Genomic DNA, 23,802 nt, shown 5'->3' with positions numbered 1-23,802 from the left:
CGGAGACTTCCATGGCAGACACCGTAACCCCGGCCTGGGTGTACACCCTCCAGCTCCCGAACGATCCCCGCTCCCCGGGCATCGCCCGCGCCACCGTGCGCGCAGTGCTCCACGGCCGGGGCATGGCAGGGCTGGCCGACACCTCCGAGCTGATCGCCAGTGAGCTCGTCACCCACGCCTACCGCCACTCGGACGGCCCGAGCGCCCTACGGCTGCGCGCCGTCGGCCCGCACCGCCTGCGGGTCGGCGTCTGGGACACGAACCCCGAAGTGCCGGCCCCCTTCGCCGCAGCCTCCACCGCCCCCACGGCGCCGGATGGCGGCCGCGGGCTGGAACTCGTCCGCACGTGCGCGGACCGGTACGGCGGCTACCGCCTCTCCGCGGGCGGAGTGTGCGCGGGAAAGCTGCTGTGGGCCGAGTGCGAGGCCCCGGGCATCGTCGGTCCCGTCACTTACCGTGATTGAGTCACGGCGGATGGTGTCGGGAGGGTGTTATGGATGAGGCGAGCGGCGCGGTCGTCGGGGCGCGTGCCCACACGCACGAGCCGACGGGCCACTACGGTGGAAGCGGCTCGGCGCGGGCTGCGGGACCTCCCACCCGCAGACCGGTGCGTGCAGCAGCCGAGCCGCGGAGATGGAGGCCGGAGATGCCGAACCTGCGCCCACGTCCGGGCAATCTGCGCCGGGTCGCCGAGCACATCGAAGACTCGACCGGTCTGCGGGTCGAGGTCATGGGAGGAAGCCTCGTGATGTCGCCGACTCCACGAGGGAAGCACGCGGGCACGATCCGGCGCGTTCGGCGACAACTGGAAGAAGGGCTGGCCGACGACCTCGGGTTGTACGAAGTGTCCTCGGTCTCGATGCCCGACGACCCGGATGACTATGTGACGCCCGACCTGGTCGTCCTGCCCGTGGACTGGGACGAGGAAGACGACTGGCTGGCGGCACCCGACCACGTCGAGTTGGCCGTCGAGGTGATCTCCAAGTCGGAGAAGGTCCGGGGGATCGCCGACAAGAACGGGTGGTACGCGGTGGCCGGTGTCCGGCTGCTGCTCGTTCTCGATCCCCGGTTCGGCGAGTGGTCGTTGCACGCGCGGCCGAAGCCGGACGGGACGTACGGGGAAGTGGTGCGCGGGAAGTACGGGGACGAGGTGCCGTTGCGGGCGCCGTTCGCGGGGCCGGTACGGACCGGGGAACTGCCGCGCTACGACATGGGTGGATGAGCCCAACCCGCGCTGAAATAGGGGGAGTCCATATGGCAAGCTCAGGGGAATGGAGGCCCTGAAGGACACCGACCCGACCCACATAGGCGCGCACGCGCTGCTGGCCCGGCTGGGGGCCGGCGGGATGGGGCAGGTGTATCTGGCGCGGTCCCCCGGCGGGCGGCTGGTCGCGGTGAAGGTGATCCGCGACGAGATCACCGGACATCCCGAGGCGCTGGCCCGGTTCCGCCGGGAGGCGGAGACCGTACGGGCGGTCCGCTCCGCGTACACGGCGAACCTGATCGACGCCTCGCTCGCGGCGCCGCCGTACTGGCTGGCGACGGAGTACGTCGCCGGGCCGACCCTCAGCCATGCCGTGGCCCGGCAGGGCGCCCTGCCGGCGGACACCTGTCGCCGCCTGTTCGCTGCGCTGGCGGAGGGCCTGGCCAGCGTGCACGAGTACGGGGTGACGCACCGGGACCTCAAGCCGCAGAACGTCATCCTGGGCGCGCAGGGCCCCCAGCTGATCGACTTCGGCATCGCCAAGGGCGCGGCCCAGACTGCGCTCACCCAGGACGGGCTGGCGCCCGGCACCCCCGGCTACACCGCACCGGAGGTGCTCCTCCGGAACGAGGTCGGGGACCCGGCGGACGTGTTCGCCCTCGGGGCGACGATCGCGTACGCGGCGACCGGCCGCGCCCCGTACGGCACGGGCGAGGCGTCGACGGTCAGCTTCCGGGCCGTGCACGGCGAGATCGACGTGTCGGGGGTGGAGCCGGCCCTCGCCGCGCTGATCGAGGCGTGCGTGGCGAAGGAGCCGGCGGACCGGCCCACGCCGGCAGAGGTCATCCGCCGGTGTGCAGTGGACTCCGCGCTGGTGGACGACGCGGTGTACGCCGGGCTGGTGGCGACCGGTGAGGCGCCGCAGATCCCGGCCCTGCCGACGACTGCGGGTGCGCCGCCCGCCTACACCCCCACGTACATGCCGACGTACGGCCCGGCGGCCCCGCACCCCAACGCGCCCACGTACGTGCCCCCGGTGCCGATGGCCCCGCCGGCCGCGGCGAAGCCGCGCCTGTCCCGCGGGGCGATCCTCGGCATCGCCCTGCTGCTCGTGGTCCCGGGCGCGGTGGGCGGCTACCTGGCCATGCAGAACAGGGACGAGGGGAAGGGCGGAGCCCAGGCAAAGGGTGACAGCACGGCCCGACAGCAGACCCCCGGGGGGCAGAAGGGCGGAGCGTCGACGTCGTCTGGTGGTGCGGCGTCTGCTCCCGACCGAGTTGAGCCGAACACGGTTTCCCGGGATCAGTGGAGTGGCACCGAGGCAGGGAAGGGCAGCTGCAATCTGCCGGTTGAGGAACGTTCGGAGTTCCTGCTGTACGGTGTCAAACCGCTTGGCGGAGGAAGAGTCCAGGTCAAGCTGTGGCTGAAGCCTTACCACACGGAACAGCTTCCCTACTACGTGTCCGTCGCGGTAAAGCCGCCGCACGACATCGACCCTCGGACGGGACGCCCCTTCGCCGACGTTCCCCAGGAGAACAAGAGCATCGGCTACACCACGAAGCCCATCGACCTCGGAACCATGGCCAAGTCCGAGAACGCCGAGACGGTTCTCCTCACTTATCCGGACGACTTCGCCCACCACGTGACGGACAACGAAGGCCAACGAAAGAGGTACCCGGCCATTCCGCTTGCCAACGACCCGGGGAACTGGACCGTTCAGGTGCTGCACGTCCGTGGGGTCAAGGAGTACTCGAGTATCGGCTGTGACGGGTTCCCGGCGAAGTGACAACACGAATCGGCGAATGGGCTGTCAGGAGCCTTGTCATGAGGCAGGGTTGAGGGGTGCGTAAGTTCTGGGTGGCGGGAGGCGTCGCGGCCGGACTGTGCTCCGGCTTTGTGGCGCTACTCGTCATCGGTACGTACTCGGCGGCCGCCGGCATGGTGTCCGGCGGAGGTGGCGGCCGATCCGTGACGCTGGCCAAGGGGTCGGTTCCGGCGATCTACCAGCCCCTCGTGCAGAAGTGGGGAAATCTCTGCCCGGCCCTCAACCCGGCGTTGCTGGCAGCTCAGCTGTACCAGGAGAGCGGATTCAAGCCCACGGCGGTGAGTCACGCCGACGCACGTGGCATCGCCCAGTTCATCCCCGCTACCTGGGCCATCTACGGCGTGGACGGGGACGGCGACGGCGACCGGGACATCTGGGACCCCAACGACGCCATCCCGTCCGCCGCGACGTACGACTGCGCACTCGCCAAGGACGTGAAGAACGTCCCCGGCGACCTGGTCAGCAACATGCTCGCCGCCTACAACGCCGGTCCTTACCGGGTCATCAAGGCGGGCGGCGTGCCGCCCATCAGCGAAACCCAGGGGTACGTCAAGACCATCCGCAGCCTGGAGAAGAGCTTCGCCGCGCCCGTCGGGCGCGTGGCGCCCTCTCAGCAGGCTGCCGGGGCCATCTACTTCGCGCAGAAGCAGTTGGGTAAGCCCTATCTCTGGGGTGGTGAGGGCGGGCCCGAGGACGAGGGACGGTTCGACTGCTCCGGGCTGACGCAGGCCGCGTACGAGACGGTCGGGATCAAGCTGCCGCGAGTCGCCAACGACCAGTACAACGCCGGGCCGCATCCGAAGCGGGACGAACTGCTGCCCGGGGACCTGGTGTTCTTCTCCGATGATCTGACCAATTCGCGCGCCATCCGGCACGTCGGGCTCTATGTCGGGGGCGGCTACATGATCAACGCCCCCTACACCGGTGCGGTGATCCGCTTCGACAAGATCGACACGCCGGACTACTTCGGTGCCACCCGCGTGACGAAGGACGGCGCCGAGGCGCTGCCGAGCAACCGGAAGTCCGGCAACGCTCCGTGAACCGCAGGCCCTGAGCTGCGGCGATGAGTCACTCTTGGATAACGTTGGAGTGATCATTCGGTGGAGAGTGGAACGTAGGCGCCAGAACGGGCGTTCCATGGGCGGGGGGTTGATCATCTGCCGATCGCCGGGTGATCACCTGGGGGGGTCTAAGGGGCGCGCGCCGGCGCGTTCGCCCGGGGACCAAGCAAAGGGCAAGGGGCCGCATCAGCATGGCTGGACTCACGGCCGGTGGGCCGAACGTGGATGTAAGCCTGCTGTACGAAGTCAACGGATGGTCCCTGCGCGCTCCCGGCTGGGTCGACCGGGCCGTCGCCTTCGTCGGTGAATACGGGCTGCTTCTGGCCATAGTGCTGCTGATGCTGTGGTGCTGGCGCGGTGTCAGGCGGACCGGCGGTGCGGTGGCGGTCGAGGGATTCGCCGCGCTGGTATGGGCCCCGCTCGCCGCAGGCATCGCACTCCTCGTCAACATCCCCCTGCGGGAGTTCGTCAGCCGGCCGCGCCCCTTCCGGCAGCACGACGGACTGGAGGTGCTCGCCGACGGCAAGACCGACTACTCCTTCGTCAGCGACCACGCGACGCTCGCCATGGCCCTCGGCGTCGGCCTGTTCATGGTCAACCGCAAGCTCGGGTTCCTCGGTATCGGCCTGGCCCTGCTGGAGGGCTTCCTCCGCGTCTACATGGGGGTGCACTACCCGACCGACGTGATCGGCGGGCTGGCCCTCGGCACCGCCGTGGTCCTGCTGCTCGCGCCGCTCGCCATGGCCCTGCTGACCCCGGTTGCGCGGGCCGTCGCCGGATCCCGCCGTCTGGGATGGCTCGTACGGACCGGGGGCGCGTACGAGCCGGCCCGGCCGGTGGACCTGCCCCGCGCCTCGGCCAACCGGGAGAATGACCTGGCCGCCTGAGTTCCCCTCAGGCCCGCCGCTCCACCGCCACCCACGCCCTTCGGCGTGCGTCAGGTGTCCTCCGGCTCCCGGTGCGCGGAATCCCGGCGGTAGCGGGAGCGCAGCCACAGGACCGTGGCGATGGCGGCTGCCGTCGTGGCGCCGATGGCCAGGGCCACGTCGGCCGGCCCGTCGGCGGTGCCGACGGGCTTCGCCCAGGCCGTGCCGGGGGCCACGGCCAGGGCGATGGCCAGGACCAGCGTGAGGGTGAGGACGAAGGGCGCCGTACGGCTCGCGCGTCGCTGCGGGATGTGTCGGTGCGGGAGTCGTCGGAGCGGGAGTCTTCGTACCGGCATGCGTACAGCGGATCCGGTCGTCGACCGGTCGGCCAGCCGGAAGGGCCGAACGGGTCGGCGAGCGGTCAGTCGGCGGGTTGACGAGCGGTCGGTGAGCGGTCGGTGAGCGGTCGGTGAGCGCCGCGACGAACTGGCGGCGCCCCGGCCCGCTAGAGGTCGGTGGCCGCGTGGTCGGTGGCGTCGGAGCGGGCCTTGTCGCGGGAACGCCGGGCCGGGCCGTGCCAGCCGCAGCTGCACTCGGCCAGGGCGAACGAGCCGCGTTCTCTGGTGTCCGTCAGGTGGGAGGGCCGCGCGGGAGGCGCGGCGGCGGCAAGTGGAGTGCTCGGGTGCGCTTGACTCTGCGTTTCCACGCTCCCACGGTACGGCAATCGGGTGGCGTACGACCGTGACGGGCGCCCCGGGATCTCGTTAAGCGGAACGGGTGGGGGCCCGGGCGAACAGCGGTCATGCGTTGGGGGTTGGCAGGCGATGGTGGTGCACCGGCACAGGCGTGGTCCCCTCCTGACGACGGCGGCAGGGGTGGCCGTGGCGGCCCTGACGGCGACCGGGTGCGGAGCGGAACCGACGGCGGAGGCGTCCGTCCAGACCGACGGCACGGCGGCGGTGCGACAAGCCGCGGACGTCCTGGCACGCGAGGGCAGCGCGCGGGCGCGCACCGCGATGGAGATGGCCACCGGCGGGACCCGGGTCACGATCCGCGGCGAGGGCGGGGTGGACTTCCGGAAGCAGATGGGCCAGCTGCTGGTGATGCTGCCGGCCGACGTCACCGGGAAGCCGGGCCACCGGCCGATCACCGAACTGCTGACCCCTGGCGCCCTCTACATGAAGAACCGCGGCGCCGGAGTGCCGGACGACAAGTGGGTCCGGTTGGACACCACCACCCTCGCCGACGGGAACCTGGTCACCGGCGGCGCCACGGACCCGCTGGCGGCGGCCGAGCTGCTGCGCGGGGCGGACCAGGTGACGTACGTGGGGGAGACCGAACTGTCGGGCACCAAGGTGCGGCACTACCGCGGCGTCACGGACATCGGGCGGGCGGCGCGCAGCGCCTCCCCGCACGTGCGGGGTGCCCTGGAGGCGGCGGCGAAAGGGTTCAGCAAGGACGCTGTTCCGTTCGACGTCTACCTGGACGAGGAAGGGCGGCTGCGCAAGGTCCGGCACCGATTCAGCTACGTGAACGACGGGCTGAACAGCGGGACGGTCGACGTCTCCTCGACCACCCTGTTGTACGGGTTCGGGACGCCGGTCACCGTCGTGCTGCCGGACAGCGCGGACATCTACGCGGGGAAGATCGCGGAGTAGCCGACGGAGGGCTCGGCGGCCAGAGGGGTTCGAGCCACGGGTGGTACCGGAAATGGTCCATCCGTGTCATGCGCGCCGGGTCGGGGCCTCCCTACGCTGGGAAGTCGGTTCCGGCAGAGAGAGGTGACACGAGTGACTCCCGCGGGCGGTACGACGGTGCAGGACCACGTGGCACTCGCCGAGATCGAGCTGTGCGGTGAGCTGATCATCGCTGCGTCGGCCGCGCTGGAGGACCGGCTCAGTCAGGACCGGATCGACGAGGTGCTGCTCGGCCTGGGCGCCGCGTAGCACGGCGCCCTCAGGACCGGATCAGGTGCGGAGGAGGCGGGCGATGGCCTTGGTGGCTTCCTCGACCTTGGCGTCGATCTCGTCGCCGCCCTTCACCGCGGCGTCCGCGACGCAGTGCCGCAGGTGCTCCTCCAGCAGCTGCAGGGCGAAGGACTGCAGGGCCTTCGTGCTGGCCGACACCTGCGTGAGTATGTCGATGCAGTACACGTCCTCGTCCACGAGCCGCTGCAGGCCGCGGATCTGGCCCTCGATGCGGCGGAGCCGCTTGAGGTGCTCGTCCTTCTGGTGGTGGTAGCCGTGGTGGACGCCGGTCTCCGACGCGCTCTCCGCCGTGTTTTCCGACAAGGCCTCGGACGTGGTCGCGGACGTGGCCTCGGACGTGGTCGCGGTCTCGGTGGTCGTCATGCGTCCTCCCGTGTTCCGGAGCTCTGGGGGTACGCCGTGTGGGCATACCCCTCATGGGTATATGGTACCGGGCTTCTCCCGGCGTGGCAGGGGCCCGTCGCCCCACTCTGCCCGATGGAGGAGACTGGGCAACGGCCGGAACCGCCGGTTAGCCGTGGCCCGACGATGCGCCTAGCATCAGCCTGACCGAATCCGATGCACCCCGAGGACCCCACGTGCGATTTCGTCTGACCCCCAGGGAGACGAGCTTCTACGACATGTTCGCCGCATCCGCGGACAACATCGTCACCGGCTCCAAGCTCCTGATGGAACTGCTCGGGGCGGACTCGTCCGCACGGGCCGAGATCGCAGAACGGATGCGCGCGGCGGAACACGCGGGAGACGACGCCACCCACGCGATCTTCCACCAGCTGAACTCCTCCTTCATCACGCCGTTCGACCGTGAGGACATCTACTCCCTGGCGTCCTCGCTCGACGACATCATGGACTTCATGGAGGAGGCCGTCGACCTGGTCGTCCTCTACAACATCGAAGAGCTGCCCAAGGGCGTCGAGCAGCAGATCGAGGTGCTGGCGCGGGCGGCCGAGCTGACCGCCGAGGCGATGCCGCACCTGCGGACGATGGACAACCTGACCGAGTACTGGATCGAGGTCAACCGCCTCGAGAACCAGGCCGACCAGATCCACCGCAAGCTGCTCGCCCACCTCTTCAACGGCAAGTACGACGCCATCGAGGTCCTCAAGCTCAAGCAGATCGTGGATGTGCTCGAAGAGGCGGCCGACGCCTTCGAGCACGTCGCGAACACGGTGGAGACCATCGCGGTCAAGGAGTCCTGACCGTCGTGGACACCTTTGCGCTGGTCGTGACCATCGGTGTCGCGCTCGGCTTCACCTATACCAACGGCTTCCACGACTCCGCGAACGCCATCGCCACCTCCGTCTCCACCCGGGCGCTGACCCCGAGGGCGGCCCTGGCCATGGCCGCCGTCATGAACCTCGCCGGAGCCTTCCTGGGCAGCGGGGTCGCCAAGACCGTCAGCGAGGGCCTGATCGAGACCCCGCAGGGCGACGCGGGCATGTGGATCCTGTTCGCCGCGCTGGTCGGCGCGATCGTCTGGAACATGATCACCTGGTACTTCGGGCTGCCCTCCTCCTCTTCGCACGCGCTGTTCGGCGGCATGGTGGGCGCGGCCCTGGCCGGCGGCACGGAGGTGCTGTGGGGCGGGGTCCTCGACAAGGTCGTCATCCCGATGTTCGTCTCCCCGGTCGTCGGCCTGGTGGTCGGCTACCTGGTGATGGTCCTCATCATGTGGATGTTCCGGCGGAGCAACCCGCACAAGGCCAAGCGGGGCTTCCGTATCGCCCAGACGGTGTCGGCGGCGGGCATGGCACTCGGCCACGGCCTCCAGGACGCCCAGAAGACCATGGGCATCGTGGTGATGGCGCTGGTCATCGCCGACGTCCAGCAGGAGGGCGACCCCATTCCGGTCTGGGTCAAGATCGCCTGTGCGGTGATGCTCTCGCTCGGTACCTACGCGGGCGGCTGGCGCATCATGCGGACGCTCGGCCGGAAGATCATCGAGCTGGACCCGCCGCAGGGCTTCGCGGCCGAGACCACCGGCGCCTCGATCATGTTCGGCTCGGCCTTCCTGTTCCACGCGCCGATCTCGACCACCCACGTGATCACCTCGGCGATCATGGGTGTCGGCGCGACGAAGCGGATCAACGCGGTCCGCTGGGGCGTGGCCAAGAACATCGTCCTGGGCTGGTTCATCACGATGCCCGCGGCGGCCCTGGTGGCCGCGCTCAGCTACTGGGTGGTCCACCTGGCCTTCGGCTGACCCCACCCCGCGGCAAACCGTGGCACACGGGCGGAGCCCCGCCGGACCGAGAGGTCCGACGGGGCTCCGCCCGTGTCGCAGGCCGCTGGGCCGCTCAGCCGCGCATCGGCGCGTAGCCGCCGGTGCCGAAGCCCCAGCCGAAGTGGGCGCGGCCGGCCGGGCCGCCGAGGTCGGTCAGGCCGTGGCTGGTGGAGCCGGTGCCGGTGACCCCGCCGGCCCCGGTGGGCAGCTTCCACACGCGGCCCTTGTAGGCGTCCTCGCCGTAGCCGCCGACGTAGACCTCCGCCTTGCCGTCCGTGTCGGCGTCGAGGACGGCGAGGGCGGAGCCGAAGTGGTCGTCCTTCTCCGAGCTGCTCGGCACGCCGCTGGAGTCCTGGGTGATCAGCTTGGACCCGGTCGTGGTGACTCCGGTGACGCCGCCGCGCAGCACGGTCACCGAGCCCGACCAGGTGGCCGCGGTGTCGGAGCCGGTCTCGTAGGTGGCGCCGATGACGATGTCGGCGTAGCCGTCCTGGTCGGTGTCACCGACGGACAGGGCGGAGCCGAACCGGTCGCCCGTCTCGTTGACGCCCGGCACGCCCGGGCTGTCCTGGGTGTAGGTGGCCGGCTTCAGGATCCGGCTGATCCCGGTCGGGCTGCCGTAGTAGACCCGGATCCGGCCGCCTTCGGGGTCGTTCCACGAGCCGCCGTCACCGGTGACGAAGTCCTGGTAGCCGTCCTTGTTCAGGTCGCCGAAGGAGCCCGGCCCGCCGGCCGCGACCTCGCCGGCCGGGGTCAGACCGGAGGACGAGCCCTTGAGGAGGATGCCCTTGCCCCACTGGGAGGCGATGACGTCGGCGATGCCGTCGCCGGTCATGTCCGCCACGTAGACCAGGGAGGCGGAATGGAGGCCCAGCGCGCTGGTGTCGTGGAACTCCACGGCCGCGGGCTCGTTCGTGGCCGGGCTGAACGGTCCCTTGAGGACGGCGACACCGTCGTACGCCGCGGAGCGCCCGGCCGGGGCGACGATGTCGGCGATCCCGTCACCCGTGACGTCCCCGACGGCCAGCGGCGCGGGGAGGACACGCGTGCCGTCGGTGGTGAACGGCCCGTCGGTCAGCAGCCCGGTGTAGCGGCCGGTGAGGCCGTCCTTGCTGCCGCGCAGCACCAGGGTGCCGGAGGAGTGCAGGGCTTCGGGCCTGCCCTCCAGGCCACCGTCGACCAGCAGGTCGTCGAAGCCGTCCCCGTCCACGTCGCCTTGCCCGACCAGCACGCCGAACCGGCCGTTCGCGGTCGGCAGCCCGGGCACGCCGGAGGTGTCCTTGGTGAGCAGGACGGGCTTCTGCAGGCCGGTCGGAGACCCGTACTGAACGGCGACCAGGCCGGCTCGTTCCCTGCCCGCCACGGTGGCGGTCGGCGCTGCGGTGGCCAGGTCCGGGTAACCGTCCCCGTTGAAGTCGGCGGTCTGGCCGGTCTTCGCCGTCGCGGCGGTCTTCACGGCCGGCGCGGTCTTGGCGGCGGGAGCCGCGGCGACCGGTACCGAGCCGATCACGGCGAGGGCGGCTGCCGTGCAGGCGGCCGTGGTCAGACGGCGGGCGGTGCGCAACTGGGTTCCCCTTCGAGTACGGATGCGGTGGTGATCCATGCGTACGGATGACCGGCGGACCGGGTGCAGGGTTGTGCGGGCGGCGCCGTGAGGCGGGCCACTCAGGCCGGCGCGGGCAGGGAAAAAGAAGAGCCGGCTCCCCCCACCCAGGGGGAGCCGGCATTTTCTTTCGCCGTGCGGTGGCACCGCCATGCAGCACCGCAGGACGTGCATGCGGCGCGAGCGCCGCACGTTCTTGGGTTTATCCGAAGCGGCCCGAGATGTAGTCCTCGGTGGCCTGCATGGACGGGTTGGAGAAGATCCGCTCGGTGTCGTCGATCTCGATCAGCTTGCCGGGCTGGCCGACGGCCGCCAGGTTGAAGAACGCCGTACGGTCCGAGACACGGGCGGCCTGCTGCATGTTGTGCGTCACGATGACGATCGTGAAGCGCTCCTTCAGCTCGCCGATCAGGTCCTCGATCGCGAGGGTCGAGATCGGGTCGAGCGCCGAGCAGGGCTCGTCCATCAGCAGGACCTGCGGCTCGACCGCGATCGCGCGGGCGATGCACAGACGCTGCTGCTGGCCGCCGGAGAGGCCGGAGCCCGGCTTGCCCAGGCGGTCCTTGACCTCGTTCCAGAGGTTCGCGCCCTTGAGGGAGCGCTCGACGATGTCCTCCAGCTGGGACTTCTTGTACTTGCCGTTGAGCCGGAGGCCCGCCGCCACGTTGTCGAAGATCGACATGGTGGGGAAGGGGTTCGGGCGCTGGAAGACCATGCCGACCGTGCGGCGCACCGCGACCGGGTCGACGCCGGCGCCGTACAGGTTCTCGTCGTCCAGCAGGACCTTGCCCTCGACCCGGCCGCCCGGGGTGACCTCGTGCATGCGGTTGAGGGTGCGGAGGAAGGTGGACTTGCCGCAGCCGGACGGGCCGATGAAGGCGGTCACGGAGCGGGGCTCGACGGTCATCGAGATGTCGTCGATGGCCTTGTGGGTGCCGTAGAAGGCGGAGAGACCGGAGACGTCGATTCGCTTGGCCATGGGGATCAGAGCTTCTTTCGTGGCCGCGGTCAGCGACCGGTCTTCGGGGCTTTCCAGCGGGCGATGCCGCGGGCCACCAGATTGAGGATCATGACGAAGGCGATCAGGACGAGCGCTGCGGCCCAGGCACGGTCGTAGGAGGCTTCACTACCGACCTTGTACTGCTCCCAGATGTAGAGGGGGAGCGAAGACTGGGCGCCTTCGAAGGGGTTGCCGTTGATCAGCTGGGCACCGAAGACCAGCAGCATGATCGGCGCGGTCTCACCGGCGATACGGGCGACGGCCAGCATGACGCCGGTCGAGATGCCGCCGATGGCGGTGGGCAGGACCACCTTGAGGATCGTGCGCCACTTCGGCACGCCGAGGGCGAGGGAGGCCTCGCGCAGCTCGTTCGGGACGAGCTTGAGCATCTCCTCGGTGGAGCGCACCACGACGGGCATCATCAGGATCGCCAGGGCCATCGAGCCGGCGAAGCCGGACGGGCCGAAGCCGAGCATCAGGTTCCAGGTCGACAGGATGAACAGGCCCGCGACGATGGACGGGATGCCGGTCATGACGTCGACGAAGAAGGTGACGGCCTTGGCCAGCGTGCCCTTGCCGTACTCGACCAGGTAGACGGCGGTCAGCAGGCCGATCGGGGCGGCGATCAGGGTCGCCAGGGCGACCTGCTCGATGGTGCCGAGCAGCGCGTGGTAGACGCCGCCGCCCTCGTCGAAGGCGGTGACTCCGGCCATCGAGTGGCTGAGGAAGTAGGCGTCGAGGACCTTGATGCCGCGGCTGACGGTGGTCCAGATCAGCGAGAGCAGCGGGATGACCGCGAGGACGAAGCAGACCCACACGACGGAGGTCGCGACGCGGTCGGTGGCCTGGCGGCGGTTCTCGACCACCGCGCTGAGCGTGTACGTGATCACCACGAACAGGAGGGCGGCGATCAGGCCCCACTGGACCTTGCTGCTCAGGCCGGCGACGTTGCCGATGCCGATGCCGAGGGCGACCGAGCCGACCGCGATGCCGGCGGGCGCCCAGCGGGGCAGGCCGCCGCGGGTGAGGCTGTCGGGGGACTTCCGGGTCCGGACGGGACGCGGGTCCTGAAGTGCGTGGCTCATCAGGCGTTCGCCCCCGAGAACTCCTTGCGGCGCGCGATGATGATGCGGGCCGCGCCGTTGACCAGCAGGGTGAGCAGGAAGAGGACCAGACCGGAGGCGATCAGCGCGTCCCGGCCGAACTCGTTGGCCTCGTCGAACTTCGCGGCGATGTTCTGCGCGAAGGTGCCGCCGCCCGGGTCCAGGACGTGCAGCGAGATGAGGAAGCTCGGGGAGAGGACGGTGGCCACGGCCATGGTCTCGCCGAGGGCGCGGCCGAGGCCGAGCATCGAGGCGGAGATGATGCCGGAGCGGCCGAAGGGCAGCACGGACAGCCGGATGACCTCCCAGCGGGTCGCGCCGAGGGCCAGGGCGGCCTCCTCGTTCATGCGCGGGACCTGGAGGAAGACCTCGCGGCTGACGCTGGTCACGATCGGCAGGATCATGATCGCGAGCAGGATGCCGACGGTGAAGAGGGAGCGGGCGACGCCGACCTGGGTCTTGTCGAAGACGTAGGTCCAGCCGAAGTACTCGTCCAGCCAGAGGTTCAGGCCGTTCAGCTGCGGCACCAGGAAGAGCGCGCCCCAGATGCCGTAGATGATCGACGGCACGGCGGCCAGCAGGTCGACCACGTAGGCGAGGGGGGCGGCCAGCTTGCGCGGCGCGTAGTGCGAGATGAACAGCGCGATGCCGACGGCGATCGGAACCGCGATGACCATCGCGATGATCGAGCTGATGACCGTGCCGAAGAGCAGGACGGCGATGCCGAAGACGGGAGGCGTGGCCGAGGCGTTCCAGTCGAAGGTGGTGAGGAAGTTGCCCTCGTTCTTCGACAGCGCGATCGACGCACGGTAGGTGAGGAAGATGGCGATCGACGCCATGATCACCAGGAGCAGGATGCCGGAGCCCTTGGAGAGCCCCGAGAAGATCCGGTCACCGGCCTTGCCGGTGGACCTCGTGCTCTGGGTGGCGGATGGCGGAGCCGGGTCTATGTGGGTGGGTGTGGTGGAAGCCATGTTCTTTCCGGTCTGTGTGGGGGCGAGCCCCCGGGCGGCGGTGCACCGGATCCCCCGGGTGGAGGGGGAGGGCCCCGGATGCCGGCCCGCCCGGTCCTCCCGGACGGGGGAGGACGGAGGACGGACCGGCAGGTGGGGTCGTGACGATTAGCCGAGCGAGGCGACGACCTCGCGGACCTTGGCGTTGATCTCGGCCGGGATCGGCGCGTAGCCCTTCTCGGAGAGGACCTTCTGGCCGGCCTCGGAGGAGGTGTAGGTGAGGAAGGACTTCACGGTGGGCAGGGTCTCGGCCTTGTTGCCCTTGTCGCAGACGATCTCGTAGGTCACCAGGACGATCGGGTAGGCACCCTCGGCCTTGGTGGCGTAGTCGAGCTTCAGGGCCAGGTCGGAGCCGGTGCCAGCGATCTTGGCGGCGGCGATGGCCTTGGAGGCGTTGTCGGCGGTCGCGGCGACCGGGGCGGCGGCACCGGTGTTCACGTCGATCGTCTTGATGCCCTGCGCGGAGGCGTAGGAGAGCTCGAAGTAGCCGATGGCGCCCGAGTTCTGCTTGACCATGGAGGCGACGCCGGAGGAGCCGGAGGCGGCCTGGCCACCCGGGGCCGGCCACTTCTTCGCGGCCTCGTACGGCCAGGCGTCGGCGGCGGCGGCCTTCAGGTACTTGCCGAGGTTCTCGGTGGTGCCGGAGTCCTCGGAGCGGTGGAAGGCCTGGATGGCGAGGTCGGGGAGCTCAACACCGGGGTTGAGCTTCTTGATGGCCTCGTCGTTCCACTTCTTGATCTTGTCGTTGAAGATGTTGGCGATGGTGGTCGCGTCCAGGTTCAGCTTCTCCACACCCGGAACGTTGAAGCCGAGCGCGATCGGGCCGCCGACCATCGGCAGGTTGATGCCCTGGCCGCCCTTGCAGATCTTCTTGGACTCCTCGACGGCCTCCGGCTTCAGCGCGGAGTCGGAGCCGGCGAAGCCGACGGTGCCCTGGTTGAAGGCCACGATGCCCTCACCGGAGGAGGAGGACTTGTAGTTGACCTCGACGCCCTTGCAGGACGCCATGTAGTTCTTGATCCAGACGTCGACGGCGTTCTTCTGGGCGGAGGAGCCGGAGGCGAGGAGCTTGCCGGTGGCGCCGTCGCACTTGATGTCGCCGGTCGCGGCCGGGGCGGAGGTGCCCGAGCCGTTCGTCTTGGTGTTGTCGTCCGAGCCGCACGCCGTGAGGACCAGGGCGCCCGAAACGACCAGCGCCCCGAGGGCAGAGGCACGAAGCATGTTCTTGCGCTGAAGCTTCACTTTTTTGGGGTGTTCCTTCCAGGAGCCGCCGGCCGCTTTCTGTATCGGGGCGGCGTGCGAGAGGACTGTGTGGATTAGGGCCCGGGGAGGTCCGCGAATCGCGGGCGGCTCGCACCGTGCACAGCCGAAATTAGGCAGAACAGGTGAAGCGGCCGACGGTCGTAAGTGAACGGATGGTGAACCGTGGCGAACGGCCTAGTGAGTAGCGGCGCGGGTGTACCCGGGTGTCACCCGCCGTTCCCCGGCCCGTTACCCGGCTGTGATGTGGCCTGCGGCCGAGGGCGGTCGGGTGCCGCCCGGTGGCCGGATTTCACCGGTCGGGGCCACCGTGCCTGCGGCCGGGCGCACCCGGGCCGCCGACGGGCCCGCGCCATCGCGCGGGCCGACAGATCGCGGGGACGGGTCCTGGCAGGACCGGTCCCGCATCAACCCTCCCACCGGGCGGAACCGGCGGCCACCGGACGGGCCGACACGGCCGGAAACCGCCCGGCACGCCTCCTGAGTGGCCGGGCAGCCCCTTCGGGGCGGCTCCCGGCCCGGGCCCGGCCCGGGAGCCGCTGGGCGTTTGCCCGGGGCGGGGCGGGGCGAAACCAGGCGGTCGTGCGGGCCTTGCGGTCGTGCGGCCTTGCGGTCGTGCGGTCGTGCGGTCGTGCGGTCGTGCGGCCGCGCGGCCTTGCGGTCGTGCGCCGGGTGCTCGGACACCCGCCGGGGTCGTTCGGGGCTTCCGGTCTGGTCCTTCGGGTGTCCGGTCAGGTCTTCTTTCGGGTATCCGTCCGGGTCCTTCAGACCCCCGCCGGTCTCGCTGCGTGCGCCCAGATCTGCTGGAAGTCGAAGCGGGCCGCCTCCACCTCGTGCCGCTGGTCGGCGTGCAGCACGCCCAGCGCGTACGCCGTCGCCGGAGCGATCCGCGGGGTCCGGGCCGCCGTCGCCGAAGCCGCGGCCGCCTCCGCCGCGTCCCGGTGCCGGTCCAGTGCCCCGCCGGCCGCCGCGAGCCGGGCCACGTCCGCGCCCAGCGCCTCCTGCGCGTACCGGTGGGTCCGCAGCAGCCGCCGTACGTCGTGCCAGGGCGCGTCCTGATGGACGTCGTCGACCAGGGCGTCCGCGTTGTACGGGCGGGCCGCCCGGATCAGGGGCAGCGCCGCCACGGCCGTGTCCAGCCGGGACTCCGCCAGCGCGGCCAGCGGTACCAGCACGTCCCCGGGCCGGCCCGCCGCGGCGATCGGGTCCAGCGGCACCTCCGAGGCCAGCACGGCCACCGCGTCCGCCACCGCGTGGAACCGGGACGAGCCCAGCGCCTGCAACGTCGCCGAATGCGCCCGGGTCCGGGCCAGGTTCAGCTGGCGCTCCAGCAGGGCGCCGGCCCGTGCCGAGCCCACGGTGAGCGAGCCTGCCGAACCGGCCGCCCCCGCGGAGCCGCCCGCGCGGGCGGGACGGGCGGAGACCGCCGTACCCGCCGTGCCCACGGTGCCGGCCGGCTTGCCCGTCGTACCGGCCGACGTACGCGCCGACGTGCCCGCCGGATCCAGGTAGGCCGACGGGTCGCCGTCCTGCCCCCGCCCGGCCGTCGCACCACGCGGGGCCGGGAAACCCGCGCCGTGGCCGGCGCCCGGGACACCCGACAGCCGGTGCAGCGCGCCGAGCAGCCGGGTGAGCCGGTCCGCGTACGCGTGCTCGTCCGCCAGCGTGGACGACAGCCAGACCAGCTCCGTCCGCAGGCCGTCCGCCCACGAGGACTCGCAGACCGTCCGGAACGTGGCCAGCGACCCGCTGATCCGGCGCGCCGCACCCCGCAGGGTGCGGGCCGCCTCCGTCCCGTCCACGGCGTCCACCGCCCGCTCCTCGTGCAGGCGCAGACCGCGCAGGAAGGCTGTCGCCTGGGACCGGAGGTACGCGCCGAGCACCTCCCCGGCGGTCGTCGCGGTCAGGTCATGGTTTTGCTGAGCCACGCCGGCGCCTCCGGGCGTCTATGAGCATCTCCTGTACGTGCCGCAGCGGCTGGCCGTCCGGATCGGTGCAGTGCCGGTTCCACTCGCCGTCCGGGCCCAGGTGCCAGGAGGAGGTGGCGTCGGACATCCCGGTTTCCAGCATCCGGTCCAGGGCCGCGCGGTGGGCCGGGTCGGCGACCCTGACCAGGGCCTCGATACGGCGGTCGAGGTTGCGGTGCATCATGTCGGCGCTGCCGATCCACACCTCGGGTTCGCCGCCGTTGCCGAAGGCGAAGATCCGGGAGTGCTCCAGGAAGCGGCCGAGGACCGAGCGGACCCGGATGTTCTCCGAGAGACCGGTGACCCCGGGGCGTACGGCGCAGATGCCGCGTACCCAGATGTCCACCGGCACCCCGGCCTGGGAGGCCCGGTACAGCGCGTCGATCAGTGCCTCGTCGACGATCGAGTTGACCTTGATACGGACGTAGGCGGGGCGGCCGGCCTGATGGTGGGCCACCTCCTTGTTGATCCGGGAGACCAGCCCGTCGCGCAATGAGCGCGGGGCGACCAGCAGCCGGCGGTAGGTCTCGCGGCGCGAGTACCCGGAGAGCCGGTTGAACAGGTCGGAGAGGTCCGCGCCGACCTGCGGATCGGCGGTGAGCAGACCGAGGTCCTCGTAGAGGCGGGCGGTCTTGGGGTGGTAGTTGCCGGTGCCCACGTGGCTGTAGCGGCGGAGGGTCTCGCCCTCCTGGCGGACCACGAGCGACAGCTTGCAGTGCGTCTTGAGGCCGACGAGGCCGTAGACGACGTGACAGCCGGCCTCCTCCAGCTTCCGCGCCCACTTGATGTTGGCCTGCTCGTCGAACCGGGCCTTGATCTCCACCAGCACGAGGACCTGCTTGCCGGACTCGGCGGCGTCGATCAGCGCGTCGACGATCGGGGAGTCACCGGAGGTGCGGTAGAGCGTCTGCTTGATGGCGAGGACGTCCGGGTCGGCCGCGGCCTGCTCCAGGAACGCCTGCACGGACGTGGAGAAGCTGTCGTACGGGTGGTGCAGCAGTACGTCGCGCTCGCGCAGCGCGGCGAAGATGTCGGGAGCCGAGGCCGACTCGACCTCGGCGAGGTCGCGGTGGGTGCCCGCGATGTACTTGGGGTACTTCAGCTCGGGCCGGTCCAGCGAGGAGATGCCGAAGAGACCGGTCAGGTCCAGCGGGCCGGGCAGCGGGTACACCTCGGCCGCGGATACCTTCAGCTCCTGCACCAGCAGGTCCAGGACGCCGGGGTCGATGGACTCCTCGACCTCCAGCCGCACCGGCGGGCCGAAGCGGCGCCGCATGAGCTCCTTCTCCAGCGCCTGGAGGAGGTTCTCGGCGTCGTCCTCCTCGACCTCCAGGTCCTCGTTGCGGGTGACCCGGAACATGTGGTGCGCCAGCACCTCCATGCCCGGGAACAGCTCCTCCAGGTGGGCGGCGATGACGTCCTCCAGCGGGACGTAGCGCTGCGGGGACGCCTCCAGGAAGCGGGAGAGGAGGGGCGGGACCTTGACGCGGGCGAAGTGCCGGTGGCCGCTGACCGGGTTCCGGACCACCACGGCGAGGTTGAGCGAGAGCCCGGAGATGTACGGGAACGGGTGCGCGGGGTCCACGGCCAGCGGGGTCAGGACCGGGAAGATCTGGTTCCGGAAGAGCGTGAACAGGCGGGCCTGTTCCTTCTCGGTGAGGTCGGGCCACCGGATGAGGTGGACGCCCTCGTCGGCCAGCGCGGGCGAGACGTCGTGCTGGAAGCACGCGGCGTGCCGGGCCATGAGCTCGCGGGAGCGGGTCCAGATCAGGTCCAGGACCTCGCGGGGCTGCAGGCCGGAGGCGGAACGGGTGGCCACACCGGTGGCGATGCGGCGCTTGAGGCCGGCCACGCGGACCATGAAGAACTCGTCGAGGTTGCTCGCGAAAATCGCGAGGAAGTTAGCCCGTTCGAGGAGCGGGGTGGCCGGGTCCTCGGCGAGTTCGAGCACCCGCTCGTTGAAGGCGAGCCAGCTGCGCTCCCGGTCGAGGAACCGGTTGGCGGGCAGCTCGCCCGCGTCCTTGTCCTCGTAGGCGTCGAGATCGGCATCGAGCTCGTGCTCGATGTCGGTCCGGTCGACGTCGGGGCGGTGCGCCGATATCGAGCCCAGGCGAGCGAGGCGCGTGGCGGTGTCCAGGGGGTGCGGGTGGGCGTGCTGCTCCTGGGACTGGGACAGGGCCTGGGACAGGGCCTGGGTGTGGCCGGGGTCCTGGGCTTGGGCGTGGGCCTGCGCCTGGCCCAGGTCCTGGGGCTGCTCCTGGGGTTGCTCCTGGAGCTTGTCCTGCTTCTGCTGCTGCTTTTGTTGCTTCTGCTGCCGCTGGGTGGCGCGCCCCCGCTTGGCGTCGCTGAGCCCGGCGCTGCGCGCAGCGCTGAGCTCGGCCTGGGGGAGCTGTGCGGGGACCTCGGTGGGGCGGGCGCTGGGCTGGTGGCTCATGACTCCATTCTTCCGCGCACGCGGGAGGACAGGCGCGTCGGAGGCATCGGCGATCAGTCGAAGTTCCGGCTGCATAAGGGGGAGCGTCGCAAGCGCGTCTTAATGCCCGGTTAATAACTAATGGCTTCCTGGATGCCAGCCCATAGCGCGGGCGCGGTGTGTTTCTCCAGGGGTGGGGGTGGGGCCGGGGGATGGGGTGGGGGTGGGAGCCGGGAGGCGGCTGTGGCGGAGCCCTGGGTGGGGGCTGGGGTGAGAGCAGGGAGGAGGCTGGGGCGGAGCCCCGGGACGGGGGCTGGGCGGGGCCCGGGAAAGGGGCCGGAGGGGGAGCCGGGAGGGGGCCGGGGCGGAGCTGGCAGGGGCCGAGGGCGGAGCCCCGGAACGGGGCGGGAGCGGGAGCCGGGAGGGGGGTGGGGGCGGAGCCCCGGAACGGCGGCGGGCAGGGCCCGAGACGGGGTCTGGGGCGGAGCCCCGGGACGGCGGCTGGGCGAAGCCCGGGAACGGGGCCTGGGGCGGAGCCCCGGAACGGGGCCTGGGGCGGAGCCCCAGTTTCGGGAAGGGGCGGGGTGGGGGAATCGCCCCGCAGGGACCCCGGCCGCGCACACGGAGCCGGCTTCGGCTGGGCGGGGGCGAGCGGGTGCCCGGGGGCTGCCCGTCAGTCCCAGTGTCATTACGTGCCGCCCGTCGGCGTCAAGGGCGCTCCCGTTGGTCGCGTCGGCAAGCCGATGGCCCTTCGGGCCACCCTTGACCCCGACGACCGTCACGCAACGACAAGGACTGTCGGGCCGCCCCCGGGGGATGGCATGGGAGGAGCCTTCGGATCCTGACGCTCTGGCGTTGGCGGGCACCAGCAGCGGCTCCCGCTCGGCCAGCCGCCCTCCGGGCGGACGCGGAAGTGAAGTCGATCAGATCTACGTAATTTAGGCCGGTCCAGGCGCACCAAATCGCTACGCGCTCCTCTTTCTCGGCGGATCCGGGCCGCCGGGGGCCGGACATAGACCGCCACCGATCGCTACGCGCTCCGGTCGTGCGGCGGATGCGGGCCGCCGGGGGCCGGACATAGGCCTTAAGCGATCGTTACGTGCTCCGGTCGTGCGGTGGGTGTGCGCTGCGGGGGGCGGGCATCGGCAGTGAGCGAGTGCTGGGCGCTCCGGGCTGTTGGGGGTGCTGGTCGCGGGGCCCTGGCGAGTGGTTGACGGTCATCGGTCATCGGTTGTGTGGGGCCACCAGGCCGGATTCGTAGGCGAAGATGACGAGTTGGGCGCGGTCCCGGGCGTGGAGCTTGGTCATGGCCCGGTTGATGTGGGTTTTTGCGGTCAATGGGCTGATCACCATGCGGTCGGCGATCTCGTCGTTGGACAGGCCCTGTGCCACCAGGACGACGGCCTCACGTTCGCGGCTGGTGAGTCCTTCCGAGCCCGGGCCGGTGTCGGTGGGGAGCGGCTGGCTGACGTAGCGGGTGATCAGCTTGCGGGTGATCGAGGGTGCGAGCAGGGCCTCGCCGCGGGCGGCGACGCGTACGGCGTGCAGGAAGTCCTCGGGTACGACGTCTTTGACCAGGAATCCGGCAGCGCCTGCGCGCAGTGCGTGGAAGACGTATTCGTCGAAGCTGTAGTTGGTCAGGATGACGACGTGCACTCCGGTAAGGGCGGGGTCCGCGGCAATGCGCCGGGTCGCCTCGATGCCGTTGAGGACGGGCATCTGGATGTCCACGAGTGCGACGTCGGGCAGGTGCGCCTTGGCCAGTTCGACACCCTCGTTGCCATCGCCGGCTTCGGCCACCACCTCGATGTCCTCCTCGAGGTCGAGGAGCGCGCGGAATCCGCTGCGGATGAGCGGCTGGTCGTCGACCAGCAGGACACGGATCACGACCTGCGGTCCACGGGGAGTTCGGCCCGGACGGTGAAGCCGCCTTCGCCGCGCGGTTCGGCCCGCAGCCGCCCGCCGAGGGCGGTGACCCGCTCACGCATCCCGAGCAGCCCGAGGCCTGGCACCGGGGTGTTGAGCTGTGTCGCCTTGCCGTCGTCGTCGATGCGTATCGCGAGGACGTCCGGACGGCAGTCGATCCTGACCGACGCCGTGGCGGCGTCTGCGTGCCGGGCGACGTTGGTGAGTGACTCCTGGACGATCCGGTAGACGGTCCGGTCCACGGCGGCCGGCACGTCGTGGCGATTTCCTTCGATCGTCAGTGTCGCGTCGAGGCCGAGCGTCCGGGCCCGCTCCACCAGTTCCGGTACGTCGTCCAGCCCTCGCGGTGGGGCCGTGTCGTCGTCGCGTAGTGCCTCCAGCGTGGCGCGCAGTTCCCTGCTTGCCTCGCGGCCGGCCTCCTGGATCGCGAGCAGGGCGGGCGGCACTTCCTCGCCCCGCTTGCGGGCCACGTGGACGGCGACATCCGCCTGCACCTTGATGACCGAGATCTGATGGGTGAGCGAGTCGTGCAGTTCCCTGGCGATACGGAGCCGTTCCTCGTCGGCCCTGCGCCGGGCGGTGTCTTCCCGGGTGCGCTCGGCCTCGTCCGCCCGCCGTTCGGCCTGCCGCAGCGCCTCACCGGCGGCACCGGCCGCGATCAGCCAGGCGATTTCGAGAGCGCCCCGGGCCCGGGCCAACGCCTCTCCCGTGTCGTGCAGCCCTGAGGCCATGGCCGCGAACGGGAGCACGGCCAGCATGAACACGCTCGCCACCGCGGTGAGGGTGCGATGCCCTGTCCGTACGGCCGCGTACACCGCGAACAGGTACGCGACCGCAGGCACGTCGAAGCCCGTTGCCTGGTAGCCGACCGCGCACAGCCCGGTGACGGCCAGGACCACCACCGGAGCCCGGCGCCGCGCGACCAGCGCCAGCCCGCCGACCCCCAGCAGCATGTACCCGAGCACGTCGGGCCTCGCGGCCGAACCTTGCCCGGACAGCCCGGCGACCAGCAGCGCCGCAGCCACACCGCCGGCGATGAACCAGTCTCCGAAACGGGCCCGGACACCGGTCTCACCTGCACTCATGCGCGCACACTAGCTGGCTGACACCGGCGCCCGAGTCCCCCTGGTGAACGAGCCCGCGACTACCGCACACGCAGTACTCCCGCCGCTCCTGCGCCCTCCGCGGTACCCGGACACCGCATCAGCAGCAGCGTGATGTGTCTGCGTCCGCAAGACGATCGGCGGCGGCTCCCCCAGCCATGCTCAGGCAACATCCATCCGCACCAAGGAGCCAACGATGACCACGTCCGTCCCAAGCCTGCTCGCCGCCGACGTCTACGACTTCAGCCTCGGCCGACTCGGAGCCGCCACGGCCGCGCTGCTCGGACTGGCCGGCCTGGTCATCGCCTGGCTCGCGCTGACCCGCCCCGCCGACCGTCTCGGCACCAGGCGCCCCGTCGGCGCCATGGCAGCAGGTCTGATCAGCATGACCCTCGGCGGGCTGGTCGCGGCCACTGCCGACGGCGGTCTCGGCGCCGGTAACGGCCTCGGCGGAGCCTACGTCGCCATGCTGATCGGCCTGATCACCACAACCCTCGCCGCACTGGCCCTTTCCCGGTCCCGCACCACCTGACCTTCTCGACCGCGCCCTCCCGTGCAAAACCTTCCTCTGCCCCCTCGGCCTGTCGGCCGCCATCCGCGCAGAAGCGGTTGTGGGCGGCGCATGGCCCCCGACGGCCCGCATCCGCCGACCGCCCGGAGCGCGTAGCGATCGTTGGCGGTCTATGTCCGGCCCCCGGCGGCCCGCATCCGCCGAGAAAGAGGAGCGCGTAGCGATTTGGTGCGCCTGGACCGCGCTGGATTACGTAGATCTGATCCACTTCGCTTCCGCGTCCGCCCGGAGGGCGGCTGGCCGAGCGGGAGCCGCTGCCCGTGCCCGCCAACGCCGGACCGGAGTGGCCTCGGTCCCTCCATGCCATCCCCCGGGGGCGGCCCGACAGTCCTTGTCGTTGCGTGACGGTCGTCGGTGTCAAGGGTGGCCCGAAGGGCCATCGGCTTGCCGACGCGACGAAGGAGCGCCCTTGACGCCGGCGGGCGGCACGTAATGACACTGGGACTGACGGGCAGCCCCCGGAGCTCCTCGCTCCCGCCCAGCCGAAGCCGGCTCCGTGTGCGCGGCCGGGGTCCCTGCGGGGCGATTCCCCCACCCCGCCCCTTCCCGAAACTGGGGCTCCGCCCCAGGCCCCGTTCCGGGGCTCCGCCCCAGGCCCCGTTCCGGGGCTCCGCCCCAGGCCCCGTTCCGGGGCTCCGCCCCAGGCCCCGTTCCGGGGCTCCGCCCCAGGCCCCA

General features: G+C 70.9%; 22 protein-coding genes. 10 read left to right on the top strand and 12 right to left on the bottom strand.

The window, feature by feature from the left end; all coding sequences use genetic code 11:
- The first annotated feature begins 11 nt into the window (after window positions 1–11).
- The 5 genes from AC067U_RS15010 (at window position 12) to AC067U_RS14990 (ending at window position 4,977) form a co-directional block, all read left to right on the top strand.
- The gene (locus AC067U_RS15010; protein WP_478830078.1) at window positions 12–464 is read left to right on the top strand and encodes an ATP-binding protein; all 453 of its coding nucleotides are present in this window, start codon (window positions 12–14) and stop codon (window positions 462–464) included.
- Window positions 465–646: 182 nt separating this feature from the next.
- Window positions 647–1,222: a Uma2 family endonuclease gene (locus tag AC067U_RS15005; protein WP_478830077.1), complete on the top strand. Its 576-nt coding sequence runs from the start codon at window positions 647–649 to the stop codon at window positions 1,220–1,222.
- A gap of 49 nt (window positions 1,223–1,271) precedes the next feature.
- The gene (locus tag AC067U_RS15000) at window positions 1,272–2,990 is read left to right on the top strand and encodes a serine/threonine-protein kinase (protein ID WP_478830076.1); all 1,719 of its coding nucleotides are present in this window, start codon (window positions 1,272–1,274) and stop codon (window positions 2,988–2,990) included.
- A gap of 56 nt (window positions 2,991–3,046) precedes the next feature.
- Window positions 3,047–4,069: a C40 family peptidase gene (locus AC067U_RS14995; protein WP_478830075.1), complete on the top strand. Its 1,023-nt coding sequence runs from the start codon at window positions 3,047–3,049 to the stop codon at window positions 4,067–4,069.
- Window positions 4,070–4,281: 212 nt separating this feature from the next.
- Window positions 4,282–4,977, top strand: a complete 696-nt coding sequence (locus tag AC067U_RS14990) for a phosphatase PAP2 family protein (RefSeq protein ID WP_478830074.1) — start codon at window positions 4,282–4,284, stop codon at window positions 4,975–4,977.
- Between the two features lie 50 nt (window positions 4,978–5,027).
- Here AC067U_RS14990 and AC067U_RS14985 read toward each other — a convergent pair whose 3' ends face one another.
- Both AC067U_RS14985 and AC067U_RS14980 read right to left on the bottom strand, forming a co-directional pair.
- Window positions 5,028–5,312: a hypothetical protein gene (locus AC067U_RS14985; protein WP_478830073.1), complete on the bottom strand. Its 285-nt coding sequence runs from the start codon at window positions 5,310–5,312 to the stop codon at window positions 5,028–5,030.
- Window positions 5,313–5,461: 149 nt separating this feature from the next.
- Window positions 5,462–5,662, bottom strand: coding sequence for a hypothetical protein (locus tag AC067U_RS14980; RefSeq protein WP_478830072.1), 201 nt, complete (start codon window positions 5,660–5,662; stop codon window positions 5,462–5,464).
- 118 nt (window positions 5,663–5,780) lie between these two features.
- On the opposite strand from AC067U_RS14980, the gene AC067U_RS14975 reads away from it, so the two are divergent.
- Together AC067U_RS14975 and AC067U_RS14970 are read left to right on the top strand one after the other, a co-directional pair.
- Window positions 5,781–6,614, top strand: a complete 834-nt coding sequence (locus AC067U_RS14975) for an SCO4651 family lipoprotein (RefSeq protein WP_478830071.1) — start codon at window positions 5,781–5,783, stop codon at window positions 6,612–6,614.
- Window positions 6,615–6,746: 132 nt separating this feature from the next.
- Window positions 6,747–6,902, top strand: a complete 156-nt coding sequence (locus AC067U_RS14970; protein ID WP_478830129.1) for a hypothetical protein — start codon at window positions 6,747–6,749, stop codon at window positions 6,900–6,902.
- A gap of 21 nt (window positions 6,903–6,923) precedes the next feature.
- Here the strand turns inward: AC067U_RS14970 and AC067U_RS14965 are convergent, their stop codons facing one another.
- Window positions 6,924–7,307 carry a metal-sensitive transcriptional regulator gene (locus tag AC067U_RS14965; protein ID WP_478830070.1) on the bottom strand — a complete coding sequence of 128 codons (384 nt, stop codon included), beginning with the start codon at window positions 7,305–7,307 and terminating at the stop codon, window positions 6,924–6,926.
- Between the two features lie 215 nt (window positions 7,308–7,522).
- Here AC067U_RS14965 and AC067U_RS14960 point away from each other — a divergent pair, with 215 nt between their 5' ends.
- Together AC067U_RS14960 and AC067U_RS14955 are read left to right on the top strand one after the other, a co-directional pair.
- Window positions 7,523–8,143, top strand: coding sequence for a DUF47 domain-containing protein (locus AC067U_RS14960; RefSeq protein ID WP_046778610.1), 621 nt, complete (start codon window positions 7,523–7,525; stop codon window positions 8,141–8,143).
- A gap of 5 nt (window positions 8,144–8,148) precedes the next feature.
- A complete protein-coding gene (locus AC067U_RS14955; RefSeq protein WP_478830069.1) occupies window positions 8,149–9,147 on the top strand; it encodes an inorganic phosphate transporter in 999 nt (332 codons plus the stop codon).
- 94 nt (window positions 9,148–9,241) lie between these two features.
- Here the strand turns inward: AC067U_RS14955 and AC067U_RS14950 are convergent, their stop codons facing one another.
- The 9 genes from AC067U_RS14950 to AC067U_RS14910 all read right to left on the bottom strand — a co-directional run bounded on the left by AC067U_RS14950 (window position 9,242) and on the right by AC067U_RS14910 (window position 22,538).
- Window positions 9,242–10,732 (bottom strand): FG-GAP and VCBS repeat-containing protein, encoded by a 1,491-nt coding sequence (locus AC067U_RS14950; protein ID WP_478830068.1) that lies wholly within the window; start codon window positions 10,730–10,732, stop codon window positions 9,242–9,244.
- Between the two features lie 241 nt (window positions 10,733–10,973).
- Window positions 10,974–11,750: a phosphate ABC transporter ATP-binding protein PstB gene (gene pstB / locus AC067U_RS14945; RefSeq protein ID WP_478830067.1), complete on the bottom strand. Its 777-nt coding sequence runs from the start codon at window positions 11,748–11,750 to the stop codon at window positions 10,974–10,976.
- 29 nt (window positions 11,751–11,779) lie between these two features.
- Window positions 11,780–12,856, bottom strand: coding sequence for a phosphate ABC transporter permease PstA (gene pstA / locus AC067U_RS14940; protein WP_478830066.1), 1,077 nt, complete (start codon window positions 12,854–12,856; stop codon window positions 11,780–11,782).
- Window positions 12,856–13,848, bottom strand: a complete 993-nt coding sequence (gene pstC / locus AC067U_RS14935; RefSeq protein WP_478830065.1) for a phosphate ABC transporter permease subunit PstC — start codon at window positions 13,846–13,848, stop codon at window positions 12,856–12,858. The genes pstA and pstC overlap by 1 nt, the downstream gene beginning before the upstream one ends.
- Window positions 13,849–13,995: 147 nt before the next feature.
- Entirely contained in the window at window positions 13,996–15,129 is a 1,134-nt protein-coding gene (gene pstS, locus AC067U_RS14930; RefSeq protein WP_478830064.1) for a phosphate ABC transporter substrate-binding protein PstS, read from the bottom strand.
- A gap of 782 nt (window positions 15,130–15,911) precedes the next feature.
- The gene (locus tag AC067U_RS14925; RefSeq protein WP_478830063.1) at window positions 15,912–17,075 is read right to left on the bottom strand and encodes a CHAD domain-containing protein; all 1,164 of its coding nucleotides are present in this window, start codon (window positions 17,073–17,075) and stop codon (window positions 15,912–15,914) included.
- Entirely contained in the window at window positions 17,056–19,302 is a 2,247-nt protein-coding gene (locus AC067U_RS14920) for an RNA degradosome polyphosphate kinase (protein ID WP_478830128.1), read from the bottom strand. The genes AC067U_RS14925 and AC067U_RS14920 overlap by 20 nt, the downstream gene beginning before the upstream one ends.
- Before the next feature lie 1,449 nt (window positions 19,303–20,751).
- A complete protein-coding gene (locus AC067U_RS14915; RefSeq protein WP_478830062.1) occupies window positions 20,752–21,414 on the bottom strand; it encodes a response regulator in 663 nt (220 codons plus the stop codon).
- Window positions 21,411–22,538 carry a sensor histidine kinase gene (locus tag AC067U_RS14910; RefSeq protein WP_478830061.1) on the bottom strand — a complete coding sequence of 376 codons (1,128 nt, stop codon included), beginning with the start codon at window positions 22,536–22,538 and terminating at the stop codon, window positions 21,411–21,413. The genes AC067U_RS14915 and AC067U_RS14910 overlap by 4 nt, the downstream gene beginning before the upstream one ends.
- 214 nt (window positions 22,539–22,752) lie before the next feature.
- Here AC067U_RS14910 and AC067U_RS14905 point away from each other — a divergent pair, with 214 nt between their 5' ends.
- Window positions 22,753–23,088: a DUF6223 family protein gene (locus AC067U_RS14905; RefSeq protein WP_478830060.1), complete on the top strand. Its 336-nt coding sequence runs from the start codon at window positions 22,753–22,755 to the stop codon at window positions 23,086–23,088.
- Window positions 23,089–23,802: the final 714 nt, after the last annotated feature.

The sequence above is a fragment of the Streptomyces sp. NPDC043853 genome (assembly GCF_056436025.1).
This window is presented reverse-complemented; position numbering and strand designations above follow the sequence as displayed.